General features: G+C 64.1%; 21 protein-coding genes. 13 read left to right on the plus strand and 8 right to left on the minus strand.

From position 1 onward, the window contains the following. Positions 1 to 151: 151 nt before the first annotated feature. Positions 152 to 1,192, plus strand: coding sequence for a spirocyclase AveC family protein (locus tag MRAB57_RS14700; RefSeq protein ID WP_157900612.1), 1,041 nt, complete (start codon positions 152 to 154; stop codon positions 1,190 to 1,192). A 6-nt stretch (positions 1,193 to 1,198) separates the two neighbouring features. Here the strand turns inward: MRAB57_RS14700 and MRAB57_RS14705 are convergent, their stop codons facing one another. Then, on the minus strand, positions 1,199 to 1,789 hold the full coding sequence (locus MRAB57_RS14705; RefSeq protein ID WP_077079636.1) for a TetR family transcriptional regulator: 591 nt from the start codon (positions 1,787 to 1,789) through the stop codon (positions 1,199 to 1,201). A gap of 168 nt (positions 1,790 to 1,957) precedes the next feature. On the opposite strand from MRAB57_RS14705, the gene MRAB57_RS14710 reads away from it, so the two are divergent. Continuing rightward, positions 1,958 to 3,148 (plus strand): cytochrome P450, encoded by a 1,191-nt coding sequence (locus MRAB57_RS14710; RefSeq protein ID WP_077088032.1) that lies wholly within the window; start codon positions 1,958 to 1,960, stop codon positions 3,146 to 3,148. 24 nt (positions 3,149 to 3,172) lie between these two features. Here the strand turns inward: MRAB57_RS14710 and MRAB57_RS14715 are convergent, their stop codons facing one another. Continuing rightward, the gene (locus MRAB57_RS14715; protein WP_077088033.1) at positions 3,173 to 4,093 is read right to left on the minus strand and encodes a TIGR03619 family F420-dependent LLM class oxidoreductase; all 921 of its coding nucleotides are present in this window, start codon (positions 4,091 to 4,093) and stop codon (positions 3,173 to 3,175) included. Positions 4,094 to 4,278: 185 nt separating this feature from the next. Between MRAB57_RS14715 and MRAB57_RS14720 the strand changes: the two genes are divergently transcribed. The 6 genes from MRAB57_RS14720 to MRAB57_RS14745 are packed head-to-tail and all read left to right on the plus strand — an operon-like array spanning position 4,279 to position 9,817. Beyond that, positions 4,279 to 4,644 (plus strand): DUF4286 family protein, encoded by a 366-nt coding sequence (locus MRAB57_RS14720; RefSeq protein ID WP_077079639.1) that lies wholly within the window; start codon positions 4,279 to 4,281, stop codon positions 4,642 to 4,644. Further along, the gene (locus tag MRAB57_RS14725; RefSeq protein ID WP_077088034.1) at positions 4,644 to 5,252 is read left to right on the plus strand and encodes a nitroreductase family protein; all 609 of its coding nucleotides are present in this window, start codon (positions 4,644 to 4,646) and stop codon (positions 5,250 to 5,252) included. The genes MRAB57_RS14720 and MRAB57_RS14725 overlap by 1 nt, the downstream gene beginning before the upstream one ends. A gap of 19 nt (positions 5,253 to 5,271) precedes the next feature. Further along, positions 5,272 to 7,422, plus strand: a complete 2,151-nt coding sequence (locus MRAB57_RS14730) for an acyl-CoA dehydrogenase family protein (protein ID WP_077088035.1) — start codon at positions 5,272 to 5,274, stop codon at positions 7,420 to 7,422. 13 nt (positions 7,423 to 7,435) lie between these two features. Beyond that, positions 7,436 to 8,572 (plus strand): thiolase C-terminal domain-containing protein, encoded by a 1,137-nt coding sequence (locus MRAB57_RS14735; protein ID WP_077088036.1) that lies wholly within the window; start codon positions 7,436 to 7,438, stop codon positions 8,570 to 8,572. Then, complete coding sequence (locus tag MRAB57_RS14740) at positions 8,569 to 8,979, plus strand: Zn-ribbon domain-containing OB-fold protein (protein WP_077088037.1); 411 nt, start codon at positions 8,569 to 8,571, stop codon at positions 8,977 to 8,979. Before MRAB57_RS14735 ends, MRAB57_RS14740 begins: the two co-directional genes overlap by 4 nt. 16 nt (positions 8,980 to 8,995) lie before the next feature. After that, positions 8,996 to 9,817 (plus strand): mycofactocin-coupled SDR family oxidoreductase, encoded by an 822-nt coding sequence (locus MRAB57_RS14745; protein WP_077079644.1) that lies wholly within the window; start codon positions 8,996 to 8,998, stop codon positions 9,815 to 9,817. A gap of 6 nt (positions 9,818 to 9,823) precedes the next feature. Here the strand turns inward: MRAB57_RS14745 and MRAB57_RS14750 are convergent, their stop codons facing one another. The 4 genes from MRAB57_RS14750 to MRAB57_RS14765 all read right to left on the minus strand — a co-directional run bounded on the left by MRAB57_RS14750 (position 9,824) and on the right by MRAB57_RS14765 (position 13,431). Next, positions 9,824 to 10,942, minus strand: a complete 1,119-nt coding sequence (locus tag MRAB57_RS14750) for a phosphotransferase (protein WP_077088038.1) — start codon at positions 10,940 to 10,942, stop codon at positions 9,824 to 9,826. 85 nt (positions 10,943 to 11,027) lie between these two features. Further along, the gene (locus MRAB57_RS14755; protein WP_077088039.1) at positions 11,028 to 11,474 is read right to left on the minus strand and encodes a Zn-ribbon domain-containing OB-fold protein; all 447 of its coding nucleotides are present in this window, start codon (positions 11,472 to 11,474) and stop codon (positions 11,028 to 11,030) included. Beyond that, positions 11,471 to 12,613 carry an acyl-CoA dehydrogenase family protein gene (locus MRAB57_RS14760; protein WP_077088040.1) on the minus strand — a complete coding sequence of 381 codons (1,143 nt, stop codon included), beginning with the start codon at positions 12,611 to 12,613 and terminating at the stop codon, positions 11,471 to 11,473. Before MRAB57_RS14760 ends, MRAB57_RS14755 begins: the two co-directional genes overlap by 4 nt. Continuing rightward, positions 12,610 to 13,431 (minus strand): SDR family NAD(P)-dependent oxidoreductase, encoded by an 822-nt coding sequence (locus tag MRAB57_RS14765; protein WP_077079648.1) that lies wholly within the window; start codon positions 13,429 to 13,431, stop codon positions 12,610 to 12,612. The genes MRAB57_RS14760 and MRAB57_RS14765 overlap by 4 nt, the downstream gene beginning before the upstream one ends. A gap of 117 nt (positions 13,432 to 13,548) precedes the next feature. Between MRAB57_RS14765 and MRAB57_RS14770 the strand changes: the two genes are divergently transcribed. Continuing rightward, on the plus strand, positions 13,549 to 14,994 hold the full coding sequence (locus MRAB57_RS14770; RefSeq protein WP_077079649.1) for a class I adenylate-forming enzyme family protein: 1,446 nt from the start codon (positions 13,549 to 13,551) through the stop codon (positions 14,992 to 14,994). Positions 14,995 to 15,220: 226 nt separating this feature from the next. After that, the gene (locus MRAB57_RS14775; RefSeq protein ID WP_245835920.1) at positions 15,221 to 15,565 is read left to right on the plus strand and encodes a DUF732 domain-containing protein; all 345 of its coding nucleotides are present in this window, start codon (positions 15,221 to 15,223) and stop codon (positions 15,563 to 15,565) included. Between the two features lie 571 nt (positions 15,566 to 16,136). On the opposite strand, the gene MRAB57_RS14785 is transcribed toward MRAB57_RS14775, so the two are convergent. After that, on the minus strand, positions 16,137 to 16,988 hold the full coding sequence (locus MRAB57_RS14785; protein WP_077088041.1) for an SDR family oxidoreductase: 852 nt from the start codon (positions 16,986 to 16,988) through the stop codon (positions 16,137 to 16,139). Between the two features lie 189 nt (positions 16,989 to 17,177). Here MRAB57_RS14785 and MRAB57_RS14790 point away from each other — a divergent pair, with 189 nt between their 5' ends. The 3 genes from MRAB57_RS14790 to MRAB57_RS14800 all read left to right on the plus strand — a co-directional run bounded on the left by MRAB57_RS14790 (position 17,178) and on the right by MRAB57_RS14800 (position 20,411). Next, positions 17,178 to 18,707 (plus strand): aldehyde dehydrogenase family protein, encoded by a 1,530-nt coding sequence (locus MRAB57_RS14790; protein WP_077088042.1) that lies wholly within the window; start codon positions 17,178 to 17,180, stop codon positions 18,705 to 18,707. Between the two features lie 293 nt (positions 18,708 to 19,000). Further along, a complete protein-coding gene (locus MRAB57_RS14795; RefSeq protein ID WP_245835921.1) occupies positions 19,001 to 19,738 on the plus strand; it encodes an alpha/beta fold hydrolase in 738 nt (245 codons plus the stop codon). After that, positions 19,722 to 20,411 (plus strand): TetR/AcrR family transcriptional regulator, encoded by a 690-nt coding sequence (locus MRAB57_RS14800; protein WP_077079655.1) that lies wholly within the window; start codon positions 19,722 to 19,724, stop codon positions 20,409 to 20,411. The genes MRAB57_RS14795 and MRAB57_RS14800 overlap by 17 nt, the downstream gene beginning before the upstream one ends. An 18-nt stretch (positions 20,412 to 20,429) precedes the next feature. On the opposite strand, the gene MRAB57_RS14805 is transcribed toward MRAB57_RS14800, so the two are convergent. Next, positions 20,430 to 21,641 carry a CaiB/BaiF CoA transferase family protein gene (locus MRAB57_RS14805; RefSeq protein ID WP_083743418.1) on the minus strand — a complete coding sequence of 404 codons (1,212 nt, stop codon included), beginning with the start codon at positions 21,639 to 21,641 and terminating at the stop codon, positions 20,430 to 20,432. Between the last annotated feature and the right edge of the window lie 7 nt (positions 21,642 to 21,648).

Here is a 21,648-nt window from a genome sequence, read left to right on the forward strand (position 1 = left end):
ACGAGCAAGTGATGGAGAGGGATCCAAGTACTTGTGTAACCTAGTTCACTACATGTCGTTTGTCACGCGAATCTACAGTGACACCGCCGGACGTTGACACTATGACAGTTAACTGCCATCTTTGGTTAGGTCGTGTCAAGGGAGCTGTGCAGTGACGGATCTGAAGTCGCCTCGGCATACAGAGCCGTCGACAATCGAGACCGGGCGGATCAAGACCATTCGGCCGGTGCTGTTCTGGTCGAGCCTCGGCGCGGTGTTCGTCGTCATCGCTGCCTTCGTCTACATCTCGTGGATCGCGTCGGGCAATGCGACACCGGTGAATCCGGGTCCCGACCCGATCCCCGGAGCCACCCGGTGGGCGATGACCGCCTTCCAAATCGCCTGCCCGATACTGGCATTGGTCGCGATTGGCTGCATAGTCCGTAAGAGCGTTCGCGAGCGTCAACTCTGCGTCGAAGCGGCCATCGTGATCGGATCGGCGATCGCGTGGTGGCATGACCCGCTGATCAACTGGTTTCAGCCAACGCTGTTCTACAACGCCGGCCTGGTCAACTTCGGCAACTGGACGCAGAACATCCCCGGCTGGTTAAGCCCCGACGGTCGACTGATGGCCGAACCAGCGCTGATGATCGGAATGATCTACATCTGGATGCCGTTGGCCATGGGCTCGATCGCCCGCGGGGCCATGGGTCGTGCCCGCCGACGTTGGCCGACGCTGGGACCCGTCCGCACCTTCTGCGTCGGTTGGCTCGCGGTATACGTCATCGAGTTTCCGCTCGAGATCTTTGCGGTGCGCCACGGCCTGCTCGGCTATCCTGCGTCGATTCCCGGCGTCACGCTCTGGGCGGGTCAGACTGTCCAGATCCCGCTGTACGGCCCCATCCTGTGGTCGCTGGTGCTGAGTTCAAGCGGTGCACTGATGTTTTTCCGCAACCACGACGGCAGGATCCGGGTGGAGGCTGGTGTGGAGACTCTGCGGTGGGCCGGCCCACGGGTCAGAGGGCTGTTAAGAGTGCTGGCCGTCACCGGCTTTCTACACGTGGTGGCGATCGGGGTGTACGACCTGCCGGTGAACCTCGCCGGCTTCTATGCCGGGCCGACCCAGACTTATCCGAGCTACTTGCGCACGCAGTACTGCGGACCAGGCACACCACGGCGCTGCCCCGATGGCACCCGCTTCAACGATCGCTAGGTCGCGCTACTTCAGGACCGCGGGCAGGGCGGCGAACTCCTGACGGATCAGGTCGTCGAGCGACCGGCCCGGCGTCGACAACCAATGATTGAGGGCGCGCTCGACGAGCAGCATGCCGACCGCTGCCAACAGTCGGCATTCGCTGTCGGGGGCGGGCAATCGGCGTCTTTCGGCGATCACCTTGGCGACGGTCTCTGCGTTGGCCTCGTGGTTTCGGCGTTCGCGGCCCAGCAGGACGAGCGACGACGCGACGGCGTCGTGGTACTGCGCGATCCTTTTGCGGATGCGCTTGAGGCCGGGCGCAAGCACAGCAAACGAATTGGCCAGCGCCTCGAAATCTGACATCTTCTCCGGTTGAGCGAGGTACACGCCGCTCACGGCGTCGATGAAGTCGTACTCGCCGAAGAAAAGCACTGACTCCTTGGTCGGGAAGTACCGGAAGAAGGTCCTCGGCGAAACGCCCACGCTTTCGGCGATCTGGTCTGTGGTGGTCTCGTCGTACCCGTTGGTGCTGAACAGATTTAGGGCAGCATTCAGCAGAGCATTGCGGATCCGGTCCGCATGCGCGTCCCGCGGTGATCGATCGCCCCGGGCCATCCGCCAACCTCCTCCTACGTCTGGGTGTCCTGACAGTACAACGACTAGGGGTGCCGGTACATCGTTGACACTTGTCGTGCTACCGACGATACTTCCAATGTATGACAGTCAACTGTCACAGTGATACCCGAGCGCCGGTCGGCGCGGGTAGAGGGAGTTTCCGTCTCAATGACCGAGCTGGGCGTAACCGGAACGCTGAATATCAACGATCTGCCCTTCACGGCGGACCGCACGCGCGCCTGGCGCGAACTGCGGGAGGCGGGCGAGGCGGTGAGTTCTGGCGAGGAGATCGTGCTGACCAGCGCCGAGGCCGTCGAGTTCGCGGCCAAACGACCTGAGATCTTTTCGTCGGCAAGAGCTTTCGACCGCTTAGGAAGCCCCGTCCCGCTGGTACCGATTGCGATCGACCCGCCGGATCACACTCGGTTCCGCCGAATGCTTGATCCGTTCTTCAGCCCTAAGAAGATGGCCGAGCGTGAGCCCGAATTGCGCAGGCAGGCAGGAGAATTGATCGACGCCATCGTCGCGCGCGGCGAGTGCGACGTGGTTACCGATCTCGCTACACCTTTTCCCTCCCAGGTGTTTCTGACGCTGTTCGGGTTGCCCATGGCGGACCGCGACCGGCTGGTGCGGTGGAAGGACGCGATTCTGCAATTCACCGATCCGAGTAGCGCCGAGGCGACCCCAGAGGTGATGGCTCACGCGCTGGAATTGTTCACCTATTTGACCGAGCACATCGCCGAGCGGCGCGCCGATTCGACCGGCAGCGACATGCTCACCCAGCTGATACAAGACACCGACGAGGGCGGCATGTCGGACAACGAGATCCTTGGCCTGTGCTTCATGTTCGTGCTGGCCGGGCTGGATACCGTCACCTCTGCGGTGGGGTTCTCCCTGGCCAGGCTGGCGGCCGACACCGAGATGCGCCACCGTGTCGCCAACGACTTCGCGCTCATCCCGGCATTCATCGAGGATATTTTGCGCGTCGACGGACCTGTCCCGTTCGCGCCGCGTGTCACCACCGAGGAGGTCGAAGTGGCGGGCAGGATCGTGCCGAAGGACACCACGGTCATGCTCAGTTATGGCAGCGCCGACCGTGATCCGCGGCGGTACCAGGACGCCGACGAGATTCATCTCGATAGCAAGGTCGTGCACTTCGCGTTCGGGCGTGGACCGCACCGGTGTCTGGGTTCGCACCTGGCGCGTCTCGAACTCCGTCTGATCCTCGAGGAATGGCACTCCCGCATACCCGAATACACTCTGGCTCAAGACAAGTCGCCACAGATGCCCTGGCCGACCGGGACGATGTCTCTGCAATCGGTACCGCTGAACATCAAGCCGTCGTCGCGGAGTCAGTAAATCTGACGGTTTTCGCGGGAAGACTCATCCGACCTTCGGGATGATTTCCTCAGCCACCCATTGCATATGGTCGAGGTAGGCATTGAAGCCGTCCAGTGCCGGCGGGTTGACCCAGGTGTCCGTAACGCCGCGCTCGGCCAGCATGTTGCAGTTGTCGATGACCTGCTGGGCGCTCTGACCGAAATGCGCATTCGGGTCGTCGACGATGGCGTGCTCCTGGCCGATGGACAGCATCGCCAGGCTGTAGAACAGGGAGAACGGCCGGTCGTCGAACCCGGGCTGCGAGCGTAGGTAGTCCATCTTGGCAGGCAGCTCGTCGGGCTTGGTCAGCCATGGCGCCCAGCCGTGGCCGAACCGGGCCGCTCTGCGCAGCACCGCGTCGGCGTCGCCACCCATCCATATCGGCGGGTGGGGTTTGGAGATCGGCTTGGGCCCGAACGCGATGTCGTCGAACTTGACGAAGTCTCCGTCGAAGCGTGGCGAATCGCTGTGCCACAACTCGAACATCGCCTCGAGATACTCGTCCGCCATGCGGCCACGCTTGGTGAAGGGGACACCGATCGCGTCGTACTCCTCCTTGAGCCAGCCGACACCGACGGTGGTCTGGGCGCGACCGCCACTGAACCAATCGAGCGTTGCGATCTGCTTCGCGGCGACGATCGGGTTGTGCAACGGCAGGATCGTGACCATCGACCCGATGGTGATCGTCGAGGTGGCGCCCGCGACGAAGGCCTGGGCGGTGGTGGCGTCGAAGTAGTGGTCTCCGGACAACTCGAGATGACTCGCGGGGGTGAGGAAGTGCTCGGGCAGGAACACCATCGAATAGCCCAGCTGTTCGGCGCGTCGGGCAACTCGCGCAATGTCGGAACCGGTGAGCTGGTGTTCCCACGGTTGCGTGATCGCTGCGACGTGCATGCAGTTGGGCAGGTACACGGCGAATCTCATCTGGCGCCTTCCGATTTCATGGCCCGGTGGCGGAGCGCCGACAGGAGGATCCGACGGCACGTCGGTCACGACGCCTCATTATGGCAGTCTACTGACATACGTCAAGGCGCATGCCCGGCGTTGACTATGGCAGTTGACTGTCATAGTGTGACTGCAACCCCTGGCTGTTGCGAAAGGCGTGTTGCGTGGCTCCGAACCTGTTCATTGCGCTCACCAATCCGATCGAGGGCGAAGACGACGCGTTCAATAAGTGGTACGACACTCAGCACGTGCCCGAGGTTCTCGACGTTCCGGGAGTCGTTACGGCACAGCGTTACGACATCACCGAACTGAAGGTCCCCGAAGACCAGGACCTGCCCGCTCAGCTGCCGCCGCCAACTCACCGTTACATGGTGATCTACGAGCTGGACAACGAGCCCGACATCGTGATGGCGGAGTTCCTAAAACGCGTCATGGCAGGAACGCTGTCATTGGGGGAGTGGCTTGATCTGACCACGGTGTCTCTCACCGGATGGGCCCCGCGCGGCGAACGCGTCCTGGCGGAGCGCTAGTGGGCGAGTTGCTCGCCGGCATCCACGCGCAGCGCGCGTGTCGGCGCTTCGATCCAGACGGCAAGGTACCCGACTCTGACGTCGAGCAGATACTGGCGGCCGCGGTGCACGCGCCGAGCGCAGAGAACACCCAGCCGTGGACTTTCATCGTGGTCCGCGACGATAGCCACCGCGCCCTGCTCGCAGCCTGGTGGACGGAGACATGGAACGCAGGTGGCGGCGACTTCGTCAAGCAAAGCGTCGAAGACAAGGTATTGGTAGCCGACCTTGAATTCGGCTTCAACAAAGGCGGATTCGCCGCTGCTCCGGTCGTGGTGGTGGTGTGCGCCGATACCGATCGGGTGCCCGAGATTCACGCGCCGTCTTCCATCTACCCGGCCGTGCAGAACATGCTGCTCGCCGCTGCCGACCTCGGCTATGGCTCATGTCTGACGACCGGCCTGACCACCTTCGGTGTCGATCGCGTGCGCGAATTGCTGCAGCTGCCGCAGAACCTGATCCCGATGGCGGCGGTGTACCTAGGGTTGCCCGCGCGCAAGCTCTCACCACCCCGCCGGCGCCCGGCGACGTCGGTGACTTATCGCGAGCGGTTCGGCACGCCCTGGTGAGCAGAACGGAGAGCTGTCAATGCCATTGGCGATAACCGAAGATCATCGCGCGCTCGCCGAAGTGGCGGGTGCGATGGTCGCCGGGCGTGCCGGCACCGCGGGTGCCCGCCAGATCCTGCTCGACCGCGAAAAGAGCGGTCGGTGGTGGTCCGACGATGGTCTCTGGAAAGAGATGGTCTCCACCGGGTGGCTTGGCCTGCACGTCGACGAGCGTTTCGACGGCCAAGGCTACGGACTGCCTGAACTGACAATCGTGCTGGAGCAGCTCGGTCGGGCCGCGTTAGGTGGGCCATTCCTGCCCACGGTCGCGGTATCCGCCGTGATCGCCGAGGCAGGGTCCGACGACCAGCGTGAGCTGTGGTTGCCGCGGCTGGTATCCGGTGACGTCGTCGCCGGAATCGGTACCAATAGCGTTGCCGTCGTTCGTGATTCGAGAGTCTCGGCCGCAGCTGTGCCGGCACTGGCCGAGGCAGGCGCAGATCTGTTTCTGCTCCCGACCGGCGACGATCTTGTCCTGGTGGAGGCCGGTGACGGCATCAGCATCCGAACCGTCGACTCGGTGGATCAGCTGCTAGCCCCGGTGGTTGTGGTCAACCTCAGTGCCGCGCCGGCTGCCGAGATCTTCCCGGGCGCCGCCGGGATAGCGAGGCGCATCCTTCGGCTGCTGGCCGCCGCTGAAGCTGTTGGCGGGCTGGGCGCGTGTACCGAGATGGCGACGGCCTACGCCGCAGGTCGCGAACAATTCGGCAGGCCTATCGGCTCGTTTCAGGCCGTCAAACATCACTGCGCGAACATGCTTCTCGATACCGAACTGGCAGTCGCGGCCACCTGGGACGCCGCGCGCGCTGATGGCGCGGAGGCCGATCTGGCCGCGACGATGGCTGCCGGACATGCGCTGACCGCTTATCAACGGGTGGCGCTGCAGAACGTGCAAGTGCATGGCGGCATCGGCTATACCTGGGAGCACGACGCCCACCTCTACATCAGGCGGGCGACGGTATTGCAGGCCTTCGCTGGCGACCAGGATGCATTGCGGGACAATGTGATCGCGCTGCAGCGCGCCGGCGTTCGCCGGCGCCAGTCGGTAGACCTGCCCGAGGGTGCCGAGCAGTATCGCCAGGCCGCACTGGATTTCCGCTCTGAACTTGAGGCGGCCGACGCCGACGACCACCAAAGGCTCTGGGCGCGAAGCGGTTATCTGCAACCACACTGGCCCGCGCCATACGGACGGGCTGCGGACAGCGTCGAGCAGTTGATCATCGAGGACGCCCTGGACGGGTTGGACAAACCCAGCCTCGGACTCGGCGAATGGGTGGTGCCGACGCTGCTGCAACACGGAAGCACCGAACAACTCGACCGATTGATCTGGCCGAGCCTCGAGGGTGAACTGCGGTGGTGCCAGCTGTTCAGTGAGCCCGGCGCCGGCTCGGATGCGGCGGCTGTTGCCACCAAAGCGAAACGAGTCGACGACGGCTGGGTGGTCAGCGGTCAGAAGGTGTGGACCAGTGACGCGGTGAACTGCCAGCGTGGGCTGGCCACCGTGCGCACTGATCCGAATGTGCGCAAGCACAAGGGCATTACGGCGATGATCATTGACCTCGCCGACCCGGCGGTACGGATTCGTCCACTCACCGAGATCACCGGCGAGACGCTGTTCAACGAGGTGTTCTTCGACGACGTCTTCGTGCCCGATCGCGACGTGGTCGGCGGTGTGAACGACGGGTGGAGCGTGGCGATGGCAGCCTTCGGCAACGAGCGGGTGTCGATCGGCGGTGGCTCTGTCACCATGACCGCCGACGCTTTGATCGATCTGTTGGCTCGGCACCGGCCCGACGACACCGGCTCGGCACGTGACGTCGGTGCGCTGCTCATCGAGTCGTATACCTTGGCCACGCTGAACCTGCGGCAGGCGGCGAGGGCGGTCTTTGACGTCGGACCCGGAATCGAAGGCAACATCGCCAAGCTGTTCGGGGCCGAGCACGCCCAGCGGGTGGCAGAGTTGGCACTGCGTATTGCCGACCGGGCCATCCTGGTGGGTGAGGAACCCGACGTCGTACACGACTATCTGTTCAGCCGATGTCTGACGATTGCGGGCGGCACGTCGGAAATCGTCAGAAACCTGATCGCCGAGCGCATCCTGGGCCTGCCGCGCGATCCGGCGCCTAAATAGATCGGAGCGTCATATGACATGTGCCGTCGTCGGGATCGGCCGTACCGAATATTCCCGCAACTCCGGCCGCACGACCCGCGGAATGGCCGTCGCTGCCTGCCGGGACGCCATCGCCGACGCCGGTCTGACGGCCGCCGACGTCGATGGAATCTGCACGTACATGGTCAACGACTCCGAGCAGCCCATCTACGTCGGGTGGGCGCTAGGGATCGACGAATTAGCTTGGGCCAACGCCATGTACGGCGGCGGCAACCTCGTTGCCGACCAGATTGCCACGGCCGCAGCCGTGATCGAGGCGGGCTTGTGCAAGGCGGTGCTGGTGTACCGCTCGCTCAACGGCCGCTCCGGGCACCGCTTCGGCCACGTCGACGGACCGATGCAGGTGCCGCACCACGATCAATTCGATACGGTATCGGGCTTTCTCGTGCCCCCTCAGTGGATCGCCATGTGGGCTAGACGTCATCAGCACGAATACGGATCGACCTCAGAAGATCTGGGGCAGATCGCCATCACCCAGCGCACGCACGCCGGACCCAACGAACATGCGCTGCGGCGCGAACCGCTTTCCATGGACGAATATCTGGCGTCGCGTTGGATCAACGAGCCGTTCCGGGTATTGGATTGCACATCCGAGGTCGACGGCGCGGTAGCGGTGCTGATCGTCGGCGAGGACATCGCCAGAAACACCAAGCAGCCCCCGATGTGGCTCGTCGGATCATCGAACTCACAGGGTGGAGCCGGCTGGAGCGAGTGGGACGATCCCACCGAGATGTTCTCTCGCACGGCAGGTCCGAAGATCTGGCAGAAGACGGGTCTGACTCCCGCCGACATGGACCTGGCCTGCGTGTACGACTGCTTCACCTACACGGTGATGGCCACCATGGAGGGCTTCGGCTTCTGCGAGAAGGGGGAAGTCGGCAAGTTCTTTTCGACCGGGCGCGCCACCTATGGCGGCGACGTGGTAGTCAACCCGCACGGTGGTCTGCTGTCCGAGGGCTATATCCATGGCCTCAACCACCATTACGAGGCAGCGCTGCAACTTCGGCACGCGGCTGGTGTCCGTCAGGTTGATAATGCCGAACTCGCGCTCGTGACCGCTGGTGCGGGCCCGTTCGGCGGGGCCAACGTCTACAGCAGGGAGCACCCATGACGAATCCTGTACTGGCGGCACCAATTCCGGTGCCCGACCCTGACTCTGCGCCGTACTGGCAGGGCCTGAAGAATGGCAAGTTGATGTTGTGCCGCTGCGACGATACCGGGAAGTGGATCCACCCGCCGTTGGAACGCAGCCGGTACACCGGTGGGCCCGTGCACTTCGAGGAAGTCAGCGGCAACGGCACGATCTTCAGCTACATCGTGATCCGCCAGGCCCTCGTACCCGGCCGCGTGCCCCCCTATGTCGTCGGGCTCGTCGAACTGGCCGAGCAGCCGGGATTGCGGATCAACTCGGTCATCGATGCCGATCCCGCCGATGTCCGGATCGGGCAGCCGGTGCGGATGCGCATCGTCGACCTCGGCGAAAGCGGTTATCGCATACCCGAATTCGTCATCAAGTAAAGGCTGGGAGCAGCAAATGGGCAGAATGGACGGTCGCGTCGCCTTCATCACCGGAGCTGGCAAGGGCCAGGGGCGGTCACACGCTGTCCGGTTAGCCGAGGAAGGTGCGGATATTGTTGGTGTCGACATCTGCCGCCAACTCGACGGCGTGCTGTATGCGATGGCCACGCCGGAAGACCTTGACGAGACCGTCAACTTGGTGGAGAAGACCGGTCAGCGGATGATCGCCCGTCAGGCTGACGTCCGCGACCGCAAAGCACTACAGGCTGCCTTCGACGATGGCGTCGCAGAATTCGGCTACATAGATACGGTGGTGGCGAACGCGGGGATCGTACTGAACCGGGTTGACGAGCCCGATCCCGAGGCGGCGTGGGAGCTCGGCATCGGCGTGCTACTCACCGGTGTGTGGAACACCCTGCAGATCGCTAGCGCCCACATGATGAAGTCCGATCGCGGCGGTGCCATTGTCGCCACCAGCTCGATGGCTGGTCTGAAGGCACTGACTGACGGCAGCGGCGGCGCGGACGCGTACGCCGCGGCCAAAATCGGCGTCACTGGACTGGTACGGGCCTACGCACAGCGTATGGCGGCCAAGAACATCCGTGTCATGGCGATCGCACCGACCGGTGTCAACACCTCGATGATCGTGGAGAATCCGGCGCTGTTCGAGGTGATCGCCCAGAACGAGCATCTCGCCAAGGCGATGACCAACGCCCTACCGGTAACGGTGATCGAGCCGTCCGACGTCTCGGAGACGGTGTTGTTCCTGGTCTCGGACAGTGGGCGATATTACACGGGCACGACGCTGATGCTCGATGCCGGCATGAACATGACCTGACTGCAGTCAGCGCAACAGCGTACCGGTGCCCAGGTCGGAATAGGCCTCGGCGAAGCGGCCGAGCACCGCGCCGACGACCTCGACCGAGTACATCTGGTCGGGCGCGATCGCCCACATGCAGAAGCCCCAAGCCGGGCTCTCGCGATACGCAGTCCACATCGCCTCGCGGTCGGGTAGCGCAGTGACACCGGCGTCGAGCAGCCGCCCTCGGTAGTTGTCCAGCAGCTCACGCTCGTGGGCCCGCCGAAGCTCCGGGGACAGTGCGGCGATCAACGCGTAACCGACGTCGTGTGACCACGAGCCGCGCCGAATCAGTTGCCAGTCAAGGACACCCATCCGGCCATCGGGCAGCACATATGTATTGCGCGGATGCGGATCGCCGTGCAGCACCGTGATCGGGTCGCGGGCCACCCGCTCCTGGAGTCTCCAGAACGCCGACTCCATCCCGTCCATGTCGGTGCCCGCTGTATCCAGGAGCGCCTTCTTGTACGGGGCCTCCATCAGCGCGCGGATTATCGCAAACCCGTTGTCGCGCAAAAAGTGTGCAAATCCACCGGTGACGGGATCCTGTAGCCAGGACAGGTCGCCGCCGGCGACCAGCCGTCGGCTGCCCCAGAACGGAGCGTGCAGTTGGCTCAACGTTGTGAGCAGCGCGTCGGCCTGCTCGACGGTAAGGCCTGTCACCGCGTCGGGGACCTGCGCGCCGCGCAGGGTGATGTCCTCTCCGAGGATCAGAAACTGCGACGGGCCATCGAGGTGGTCGGCGAAGAAGGTCGTCATGGTCTCGACGTTCAGGTCCGGACGCAGGTCGCGGTAGAACCTTGTCTCGTCGTCATACAACACGGTTCCGCCACCGCCTTCGGACAACGATTCGTCGAACGCCTCCGGCAGGTCGTGCACCGTGCCCAATTGCGTCTTGATGAAGAGCCGCTCCGGAAGTCGGGTATCTGGGTCTGCGTATTTCACGTCGAGGTGCAGGTGCGACGTGGTGCCCTGCCAGGTGTGCCCAATCGTGACGCCGGTAACCGTCGCGGCGGGATCGTGTCGACGTATCAGCGACGTCAAAACGTCGGGCGTGATGTCGTCGGCGGACTGAAGCGTGACGTGCAGGGCTTGGCCGGTCATCGCAATCCTCATCATTGAGACTCTAGTGTGACAGTTGACTGTCACACTAGCACCGAAGCCCTGGCCCCGAGTCGGTTTCGCACCGCTACGTCGGTTTGACCGGACGAAACAGCGGAAGCCACACGCGGCTGTCTTCCTCGCCCGACATCGCGGTCCAGTCTTCGAAGAAGACCTCGACGGCCATCCCGATGCTGATCGCGTTCGGGGCGACGCCGACCACGTTGGACATCAGCCTTGTGTCGGGTTCCTCGGCAAGCTCGACCATTGCGACAATGTAGGGCGAATCAAAACCCGGAATCCAGTTCTGGCGGTTGACCGTATAGGCCGCGACGGTCGCGCGCCCCGAGACGGGCTCCGGTGCAACGTCCGTGCTTCGGCAACGCCAACACGCCGGCCCTGGCGGGTGGAAGAAGTGGCCGCAGCCATGGCAGCGGGTGATCAGCAACTCGCCGTTGCGACCACCGGTCCAGAACGCACGCGACTCGGCGGTAGGGCTGGGCGCCAATCGCAACTGGGGGCGTCGATAAGTCATGATCCGACCAACGATCGACCGATGACCAGCCGCTGAATCTGGTTGGTGCCTTCGAAGATCTGGGTGATCTTGGCTTCGCGCATGTAGCGCTCGACACGGTAATCCCTGGTGTAGCCATAGCCGCCGAAAACCTGGACGGCATCGGTGGTGACCTTCATTGCGGCGTCGGTGGCAATCAGCTTTGCCACTGAAGCGTTGCGCGAATAGGGGAGTCCGGCGTCGCGGCGGCGTGCCGCGTCCAGGTATGTGGCGCGCGCAGAGTCGACCGCGGCGGCCATATCGGCCAGCAGGAACGCCAGGCCTTGATGATCGATGATCTTGCGGCCGAACGTCGTCCGCTGTTGAGCGTAGGACACCGCCTCGTCGAGCGCTGCCTGCGCCAGCCCGACGGCCACCGCCGCGATGCCCAGGCGCCCGGAATCCAATGCGCTGAAGGCGATCTGGAGTCCTTGGCCTTCGACGCCGATACGGCGTTGGGCAGGCACAAACGCATCGTCGTAGTGCGCCGTGGTGGTCGGGATGGCATGCAAGCCCATCTTCTCCTCGGGTTTGCCGAACGTGAGTCCGTCTGTGTTCTTATCGACTAGAAAACACGAAATACCTTGTCCACCTTCACCGGTGCGGGCGAATAGGCTGTAGAAATCTGCGATGCCGCCATGGGTGATCCAGGCCTTGGCGCCGTTGATGCGGTAACCGCCGTCGATCGCGGCGGCCTTACAGTTCAGTGCGGCGGCGTCGGAGCCGGCCTGTGGCTCGGACAGGCTGTAGGCACCGATCGTGTGACCGCTCAGCATGCTTGGCAGCCACTGCTGTTGTTGCTCGGCGGTGCCGAACGCGATCATTGGATGGCAGGACAGGACGTGAACGCTGACGGCTACGGCGACTGCCGCCCACCGAGCCGCCAATTCCTCGAGAACCTGTAGGTACACCTCGTATGGTTGCCCGCCGCCGCCCCATTCCTGCGGGTGCGGCAGCGTCAGCAGCCCGGTCTCACCCAGAGTCGCGAAAACACCTTCGGGATACGTCTCGTTCTTCTCATGCTCGTCGACGATCGGATCGAGCACCTTGTCGGCGACGTCGGCCGCGAGGGAAACCAACTCGCGTGCTTCCGGTGTCGGCAGCAGCCGCTCGACGGTCACGGACCTCTGTCCTGCCACTCGCAACCGGTCAACTCCACCGAGGTATCCCACAGCCGTCGCGCGCTTTCGGCATCGCGGGCCTTGTCTTTGAGTTTGGTCGGCTTCGGTCGGCCCCACTGGTGCATCAGGCCGCGCGGCGCGATGTAGGTGCCGTTGGGCAAGGTCGTGGTGATCGCCTGAATAGTCGAGCGAGCACCGTCGGCCGGGCTCTGCGCGATACGCGGCGAGAGCACACGGCCCGCCCACTGCAGTACACCCGAACCGTTGCGAGTGATGCCGGTGTCGGTCATGCCGGGATCGGAGGCGTAGGCGGTCTTTCCGCGGGCGACCAACTCCCGAACGAACAGCAGGTTGGCCAGCTTGGACTCCCCGTAAGCCGACCATGGGTTGTAGCGGCGCCGGTGGTAGTTGAGGTCATCGAACTGCATGCGGGCGGTGTTGTAGTTGGTGCTGGCCACCGCCACGACACGGTCGCGGATCCGGTCGCCGAGTAGACATGTCAACGCGAAGTGGCCAAGGTGGTTGGTGCCCATGTGAGCCTCGAAGCCGTCGGCCGTGCGGGTCAGCGGCAAGCCCAACACGCCGGCGTTGTTCACCAGCACGTCGACGTAGTCGACGGTGTCGGTGAACTTGCGCACGCTGGTGAGGTCGGCTAGATCCAGCTCACGTACCTCGACTTCGCCGGGCATCGACGCCGCGGCTTCGTACGCCTTTGCCGGGGTCCGGCACGCGATGATCACTTCGTGGCCGGCAGCGGCCATGGCGTGCGCGGTGGCTTTCCCGACGCCACTATTCCCGCCTGTGACGATGATCCGCACGTTACCGTGCCCTCCTTCGCATCAATTCACACAAACAGTAAACTATTTATCGCTTTGACAAAACCGACGAGGAGAGACGTTGATAGCTGCTCGCCCTAGTGCGGTTCAACCGCTGGGATGACATGGCTCGAGCGGATCTCCGCAGTCCACGAGCGCAGTGAACGTGCAGCTGTCATAGGCGACGCCGGCTCCGTTAGCGGTCGTGAACTGATCGGAAAGGCCGTCGCGGCCGCGGACCTGCTCGTCGACCTCGAAGTCCACTCAGGTCAGCCGATCCCCGCGTTGCTCACCACTAATGCCGACGCGCTTGCACTGCTATTCGGCGGTGCCGCCGTCGACAGACCGCTGGCTCCGCTTGGGCCGCGGCATACTTCCGCAGAACTGGCCGAGACGGTGCGTCGAAGCGGCTCGTCGGTGTTACTCGCCGAGGCCGCGTTCGCCGAGACGGCTCGACACGTTGCCGACGCGGTCGAAATCCGTGCGGTGACAATACCTTTCTTGCCGGTGTCGAGGCGTCCGCTGCATCCGGAACCCGGTCCCACGGCGATCTACCTGCACACCGCGGGAACCACCGGAGTTCCCAAGCGAGTTTCGCTGAGCGAGGGAGTGCTTGACGCGCGCGCCGCGCTTTTACGTCGCCTGATCGGCATTGGCCCCGACGACCGTTATGCAACCGGTTCGCCGCTACATCACATCGGTGGTCTGGGCAACATCCTGGTGGCGCTTACGGCCGGGGCGGCAGTTATCTGTACCACGAGATTCTCCTTCGATTGGTGGCGCAACCTGAAGCAACTTCACGCCACCCACTGCCTGCTCGTGCCGACCATGATCGAGATGTTGCTCAGCGAGGGACTTCTCGACGCAGTTCCGCTCAAGACGTTGATCTATGGCGCCTCGCCGATCAGCGTCGACACGTTGCGACGCGTTCTTGACGTGCTGCCCGACGTCGCGATGGTCAGCCTCTACGGCCAAACCGAGGGCAGCCCGATCACCAGCCTGAGCCCAGATGATCATCGGCTGGCTGCGGCCAAAGATCCCGACGTTCTGTCCAGTGTGGGCCGGCCGGTGAGCGGCCTTCGTCTGCACATCGACGAGCCGGACCGGGCTGGAATCGGCGAAGTGTTCGCCTCCGCGACGCACCTTTCCGTCCAAGGCGCCGACGGATGGTTGCGCACCGGCGATCTGGGTGTGCTGGATGCCGACGGTTATCTCCGTCTTTGCGGTCGTCGGCACGACATGGTGGTTCGCGGCGGGGAGAACATCTATCCGGTGGAAGTCGAGAATGTGCTCGGTGCCCACCCCGCGGTCGCCGCGGTCGGCGTGGTGGGTGTGCCGGATCCACGACTCGGAGAAACCTTGGCCGCGTTTGTCGTGCCCGCGGATTCGACTCGTCCGCCGCGGCCCGAGGAACTACGTTCCTTCGCCCGCGTCACGCTGGCTGGCTTCAAGATCCCGCGTTACTGGTACACGGTCGCCGAGCTGCCGGTCAACAGCGCAGGCAAGCTCGATCGTGCCACCCTTCGTGCAACACACCTGAAGCGTCAGCACACCGGATCAGCGTGAGTTATGTGCGCACGCACCCAGGCGTGCAGTTCATCGGTAACTCATCGCTCGCGTCCTCCGGTGTACACGTCGTCCCGGCGACGGTGAAACCGGTAGATCTTATCCGTTATATAGTTTAACGTCTCGGTGTATGCCGATAGCCGCGCGAAGCCCGGTCGGATCAGCAGGTCGACAGAGGACCACTTTTCGTCGGTCGCTCGTCGCTGTGATTGTCGCCGCAACTGCCGTGAGCGGGGTCCCGCTGACACTGGCACCGCCGGCGCGTGCGGTACCGGCGCCCGAGGTCGAGTATGTCTACGACGTGGTGGTGCGGCGGCATTACGGCTTTCCGAACAACGACGCGCTTGCCTACGGCCACGGGATCTGCGACAAGGTCGGCCGGGGCGAAGCGTACGCGCAGGTTATGGGTGACGTGAAGAGCGACGTGACCCCCAACGATGAGTTCGCGGCCAATTATCTGGTCTCCTATGCGGTCAACTTGCTGTGCCCCGAGCTGATATGGCAGCTGCGGAATTCAGCCGCTGGCTACCAACCGCCGGGCGGAGCAGCCGCGCCCGGTACCTATTACTGAGGCAGACTTTTGGCATACCAACCCCCGGGGTACCGGGAAGGCGCCGGAGTTCAAATCCCTTGAACACCACAGAGTTTGAGTAGCTCGACGGGTCTTATGTGTCTGGCTCTGAGCCGGGCCCGACGGGCAGCCGAACAAGGAATCCAGCCATGATCAGCGATCTGGCCAGTTCCGTCTGCTGCTCCGCGGACAGCCCCGGTAGCTCGCAAACCCGAAACGGCTCAGTGCTTTTCGACAGAAATTGCAATGCGTCCTCATGGTCGGGAGCGGCTTTTATTTCGAGTTGGGCGAAGTTCAGCGCGACGCCGTCGGGAGTGTCTGTTACCCGCGAATATAGCGGCTGGTACTTCATCACGCGGGTGCGGCCATCGATCCCGATGGCGTCCGAGATCGCCTGTCCGAGCGGCGCGCATTGGCCGCGTTTGACCAGGTCATCCGCGAGCGAACTGAGACCCTCCGCGATGACGCCGGGCTCTTCGAGGGCCTCGATGGCGTCACGCGCAGGGCGCCCAGCCTGGCCCGGACGTCGGGGTCGTTCAGGTACCGCGGCGGCAACTGCGTGTGGATGCGGTCATCGGAGTGGCTCAGGCGCGCCGGTGGTGTCCGGGGCAGCGAACATCTTGGTGAGATCGAGCTGGCCGGATTGCACGGCGCCGAAGAATCCGCCATCTGTGACCAGTGCTTCGCCGTTGATGTAGCTCGATCGGGGGCTGTTGAGGAAGATCAGCGGCCACGCTTGTTCCTCGGCGGTTGAGCGCCGCCGGATCGGGCCGACGAAGGCGTCGATGATGTTCTGCCCCGCGAATTCCACGAAGTGGGGCAGCATCGCTGTGTCTGTCGGGCCGGGGTTGATGCAGTTGAGCCGGATGCCATCGGTGATCAGCGTGGCGGCCCGGGATCCGACCCAGGCGTTGATCGCCTTTTTTGAAAACGGGTACGCCCCGACGGCCCCCATCGCGTCATTGGCTTCGCACCACCGCTTGCCTTCATCGAATCCGTCGGTGGACACCAGTTCCGTCAGCTGCTCGAGCTCCAGTTGCCATCCCATAGCGGCATTGGAGGCGACCACGGCGACCGCCCCGCCTGCCGGAATCTTGGGCAGGACCAGGTTCACCAGATGCCGAGCACCCACGAAGTTGACCAGCAACACGTCGAGGCCGGAGAACGGCGGTCCAGGCAGGCCCGCGCAGCCGAAATAGCCATCCACCGGTCCCTTAATGGATTCGGCTGCCCGCTCGATGGAGGCGCGATCCCGCAGGTCCACCTCGACGACCCGGTCGACCGGAAGGTCGGTGGGCCGCACGTCGAGCGCAGTGACCCGTGCTCCGAGCTTGGTCAGGATTGTTGCTGTCGCGGCGCCCATGCCTGATGCGGCGCCGGTAACCACTACATGGCGTCCCGCATATCCCAGTACGTCTTCCATCGTTCCTCCGGCATCTTGGAAAATGTTGTCTGCCTTACAGAAGATATATCAGGTGCTAATTGAGAAACATAATGTTCTCCTAATTGGGATAGCCTGCTAGCGTCCTCTGACACGATTATGTCTGTTGCAGTAAGCCGGCGTTCGCGCTGCAGTGTGCGTCGAAGTCTTGCGAGTGGGAGGTAGTACGCGGTGAGTGACCGGTGGGATTACGACAACTTGCTCATCGACGGCGCCTGGACGGCCGACGACACAGTCGGGGTCATCGAGGTCATCGACCCGGCCACCGAGGAGGTCATCGGCTCGGTTCCCGATGCTGGCCTCAAGGCCACCCATGCCGCCATCGTGGCGGCGCGACGGGCCTTCGATGACGGGCCCTGGCCACGGACGTCGCCTCGAGAACGCGCCGCCGTGCTACGCCGGTTCGCCGCGATCCTCGACGAGCGCCACGATTTCCTCAAGAAGTTGGTGATGGCCGAGTCTGGGTCGGTCGGCTTCCTCGCTGACATCATTCAGGTCCGCGGCACCATCGACATCGCCGATTGGATCGCCGAGGCCATGGAGTTCGCGGTGCGCTGGACGGAGGTGTCGCCGCCGGCCGGGGGCCCGACCGGGATGGCCGGGCATGCCGTCGTCCGGGAGCCGGTCGGAGTGGTGGCCGCGATTACCCCGTTCAATTTCCCGTTCTTTCTCAACATCGTGAAGGTCCTGCCGGCTTTGGCGGCCGGCTGCACCGTCGTGCTCAAGCCACACCAGTGGACGCCACTGGATGCTTTCGAGATCGCCAAAGCAGCTCAGGATGCCGACCTTCCACCCGGCGTGCTGAACGTGATCGCCGGCGGTCCAGAAGTCGGCGAGGAGATGACCACTCACCCGCTGATCGACATGGTGACGTTCACCGGCTCCACCGCGACCGGGCGGGCCATCATGGCGGCCGCGGCGCCCACGGTCAAACGCCTCCAGCTCGAGCTCGGCGGCAAAAGCGCGTCGATCGTCTTGGACGACGTCCCTGAGGATCACGTCGCCAACATGGGCATCATCACCTCGATGATTCACGCCGGGCAGGGCTGCGCCATCCACACCAGAATGTTGCTACCTGAGCACCTGCTCGACGCGTACGTCGACGGTGCGAGGAAGTCGGCATCGTCTCTCAAGGTCGGCGACCCCCGTGAGCCCGACACGCTTATCGGCCCGTTGATCCGAGAGCGGCAGCGAGTCCGAGTGGAGCAATACGTGCAATCCGGTCTCGACGAGGGAGCCGAGCTGGCCTTTGGGGGCAAGCGTCCCGAGCACCTAGCCAAAGGGTTCTTTTACGAGCCGACGCTATTCATCAACGCCCGCAACGACATGCGGATCGCTCGGGAGGAAATCTTCGGTCCGGTCCTCACCGTGATCACCTACAAGACCGAAGACGAAGCGATTCGTATCGCCAACGATTCGATTTACGGACTCGGTGGCGGCGTCATCGCCGGTAATACCGCGCGCGGCTTCAACGTCGCCCGGCAGATCCGAGCCGGAAACGTCTCGGTGCAGACGGTGGGGTCGCCCACCGTCAACGTCGAGGCCCTGGGCAGTTCCGGCCCCGGCTGGTCGGCCGATCAGCCCAACGGTGTGGGCATCACCGGTGTGTTCGGCGGATTCAAGCAGAGCGGCATCGGCAGGGAGTGGAGCCATCACGGAATCGAAGAGTTCACCGAACTCAAATCGATTGCCTGGAGTTGAGTTGCAACGATTGTCACCGGCCGCGATAGGCAGGCTGGCTCTGCTTTAGCATGTTAACCTCGTCAGACAGCACCTAAGCGGTTCGTGCTAGTAGAACATAATGGGCGCAAGGCAAGAATTTGGTAGACGTCAGCCGAGGGCGTAAGGGGATAAATGAGGGCTGAATCGCGGTCGTCTGTCTTCGAACGGACCTGTGCTCTGTCCGAGGACGAGAACCACGTTGCTGGGGAGCATGCATGACGGACCGACCGGGCACGCCTCGTGCCTTCACCTATCAACACGATGGGTTGACGTTGGCCTATGCGGTGGTCGGCGACGGAGCACAGCCGATTTTGTTCGTCCATGGCGCGACGGCCACCGGCGAGTTCGAATGGGCTGGCCTGGCCGCCGCCCTCGGGCCGGACTATCGATGCATCCTGCCCGATCTGCGCGGCCATGGCCGATCGGAATTCCGGCCGACGGCGACGACGGGGGACGTGGTCCGCGCGGACCTGCGCTATCTCATCGAGTACCTCGATTTGGGTCGCCCGCATGTGGTGGGTTTCTCCTACGGCGCGGAGATTGCGCTGACGCTGGAGCTAGACAATCCGGGAACAGCGCGATCTTTGGTCCTCATTTCTCCCGGGACGGGGCGCCCCATCGACTACCGCGCTCCGCGGCTGGAGCATCTGTACCGGAGTTGGCCCTTCGCGCTGCGACGCCTGCACGAGGCCACCCATGGGCCAGAGCACTGGCGTGACCTGGTCACGGCGATGCACGAGGACAGCGTGGCTTGGCCCGAATTGACCGAGGACACGCTGGCCAGCGTCGCGTGCCCGATTCTGTTGATGGCAGGCGAGCGGGACGAATCGACTCGTCAGCAACAGGGTCGGCGGTTCGCGCAAGTCAATCCACGGGCGCGGTTTGTCGAGATCGCTGGCGCGGCGCATTCGGCCCACCAGAAGTGCCCGGATACGGTCAGGGGAGTCATCGGTGACTTCCTGGCCGAAGTCGACCTTGAGAGAGCGGAGCGTCATGGCGCGGTCAACTGAGCTGAAGGCGAAGAAAAATCATCAGCCCGCGGAGCCGCATGTACCGGGCTGGCAAAGGGACAGTGTCGACCGGTCACTGCGCAACGCCCGCGCGCGTGCCCAGGCCCGAAGCGACCGCTTCGTCTCGGCGGCGATAGAACTCCTCGGGGAGCGCGACGAAAGCGACTTCACCATCCAGGACGTCGTCGACAAATCGAACATGTCGCAGCGGACGTTCTACACCTTCTTCGACGGCAAAGACAGCCTGCTGTTGGCGGTGTACGAGACGATCCTGCGGACTACGGCGATGCCGATGATGCGGGAGCGGTGTGAGGGCATCACGGATCCCGTGCTGCGGCTGCGGACGCTGATGGAGGCACTGTCCGAAATCACCGCGATGCCGGCCCGACTGGCGCGCGGCCTCAGTGTGCTGCACCTGCGGCTCGCCGAATCCCGCCCCAATGACCTCGCTCACGCCCTGGAACCCCTGCACTCGTTCATCGTCGAGTTGCTCGAAGCGGTTGCCGAGGCAGGCCTGCTCCGGGATGACGTCCCGCTAGCCACCCAGGCCGCGCTGCTGCAGGAACTACTGCTGGCGACGTCGCACTCCGCGGTGTTGTCCGGTGGGCGGTCGACCAGTGTCGATGACCTCTGGGCCTTCTGCTCGGCGGCCATCCTGCGCACCGCGACCTGACACCCGAAGCGGCTCTCCTCAGGTCACCGCGCCGCTGACCTTGAGGTCGATCAGTTCGTCGTCGGTTTTGCCGAGCGCGCGCAGGATGTCGTCCGTGTGCTCGGCGAATTGGGGCGCCCGCGTGATCTGTATCGGCTTCTCATCGAACTGGACCGGGTTGGCGACCAGTTCCCGGGGGGTGCCGTCGATGTCGAGTACTTCGGCGATCATTCCGTTGGCCCGCAACGCCGCGTCCTGGCCCACTTCCCACGGATCCTGCGCGATGGCCCATTGGCCCTCCATACCGGCGAACCGGGTGACCCATTCGGCGAGGGTCCGCGCGCCGAGGACCTCCTGCACGATCTCGGCCGCAGCCGGCGTATTGCCCATGAGTGCCTCGGCGCTAGCGAATCGCTCATCATCGATGAGGTCCTCGCGGTCGATGTGCCGACAGAACTCAGGCCAATAGCGCCCGGGCTGGAGCATCGCCAGGACGAGCCAACGGTTGTCGGCGGTTCGGTAGTTGCCCACCAGCGGGTTCGTCGGCGCCGTGTTACCGGGCGCGCGCGGCGCCGGTGGGCCGCCCTCGAGAAGCGCCAAACCGACGGAGAGAGCGCTGGCCCAGGCACCCACGCCGAGCAGGGAGACGTCGACCACCGACGTTTCGCCGGTGCGTTCGCGCGCTAGGAGCGCCGCCGCGATGCCTCCGGCGATGGTCATGCCGCCGAGCGAGTCACCGTAGGCGCCGGCAGGCATCTTGGGCAGGCCATCGAACTCCGCCGGCGTGGCCCCTACCGCGCCACCGGCCTGAGCCCAGAAGGCGGTGCTGTCGTAGCCGCCTTTCTCGCTGTCGGGGCCGGCGGCACCGAAACCGGACCCGCGGACGTAGATGATGTCCGGGTTGATCTTGCGGACATCATCGAGTTCGATGCCCAGCCGCCGTCGCGCGGCGGGCAGGAAGTTCGTCAGGAACACATCGCTGGTGCGGATTAGTTCGTGCAGGACCTGCAGCGCCCCGGGCTGCTCCAGCGCCAGGCCGATGCTGCGCTTGCCCCGATTGGGGTGTTCCATCAACGGGGCAAAGGAACCACTGCCGACCGCCATGCCCATCACGGAGCTCAGGCCGCGCTGGGCGTCGCCGGTTTCGGCGTGTTCGACCTTGATGACGTCCGCGCCCCAGTCGGCTAGGACCGCACCCGCGGACGGGACGAAGGTGAACTGTGCCACCTCCAGCACTCGGACGCCGTCCATCGGTCGA

Source organism: Mycobacterium rhizamassiliense (assembly GCF_900157375.1).
Lineage (GTDB): Bacteria > Actinomycetota > Actinomycetes > Mycobacteriales > Mycobacteriaceae > Mycobacterium > Mycobacterium rhizamassiliense.

Coding starts and splice junctions, on each gene's coding strand:
- MRAB57_RS14715 (WP_077088033.1), bottom strand. CDS start 4,093: ATGAGATTCGCCGTGTACCTGCCCAACTGCATGCACGTCGCAGCGATC.
- MRAB57_RS14710 (WP_077088032.1), top strand. CDS start 1,958: ATGACCGAGCTGGGCGTAACCGGAACGCTGAATATCAACGATCTGCCC.
- MRAB57_RS14740 (WP_077088037.1), top strand. CDS start 8,569: ATGACGAATCCTGTACTGGCGGCACCAATTCCGGTGCCCGACCCTGAC.
- MRAB57_RS14770 (WP_077079649.1), top strand. CDS start 13,549: ATGACATGGCTCGAGCGGATCTCCGCAGTCCACGAGCGCAGTGAACGT.
- MRAB57_RS14785 (WP_077088041.1), bottom strand. CDS start 16,988: ATGGAAGACGTACTGGGATATGCGGGACGCCATGTAGTGGTTACCGGC.
- MRAB57_RS14800 (WP_077079655.1), top strand. CDS start 19,722: ATGGCGCGGTCAACTGAGCTGAAGGCGAAGAAAAATCATCAGCCCGCG.
- MRAB57_RS14750 (WP_077088038.1), bottom strand. CDS start 10,942: ATGACCGGCCAAGCCCTGCACGTCACGCTTCAGTCCGCCGACGACATC.
- MRAB57_RS14735 (WP_077088036.1), top strand. CDS start 7,436: ATGACATGTGCCGTCGTCGGGATCGGCCGTACCGAATATTCCCGCAAC.
- MRAB57_RS14755 (WP_077088039.1), bottom strand. CDS start 11,474: ATGACTTATCGACGCCCCCAGTTGCGATTGGCGCCCAGCCCTACCGCC.
- MRAB57_RS14805 (WP_083743418.1), bottom strand. CDS start 21,641: ATGGACGGCGTCCGAGTGCTGGAGGTGGCACAGTTCACCTTCGTCCCG.
- MRAB57_RS14730 (WP_077088035.1), top strand. CDS start 5,272: ATGCCATTGGCGATAACCGAAGATCATCGCGCGCTCGCCGAAGTGGCG.
- MRAB57_RS14745 (WP_077079644.1), top strand. CDS start 8,996: ATGGGCAGAATGGACGGTCGCGTCGCCTTCATCACCGGAGCTGGCAAG.
- MRAB57_RS14705 (WP_077079636.1), bottom strand. CDS start 1,789: ATGGCCCGGGGCGATCGATCACCGCGGGACGCGCATGCGGACCGGATC.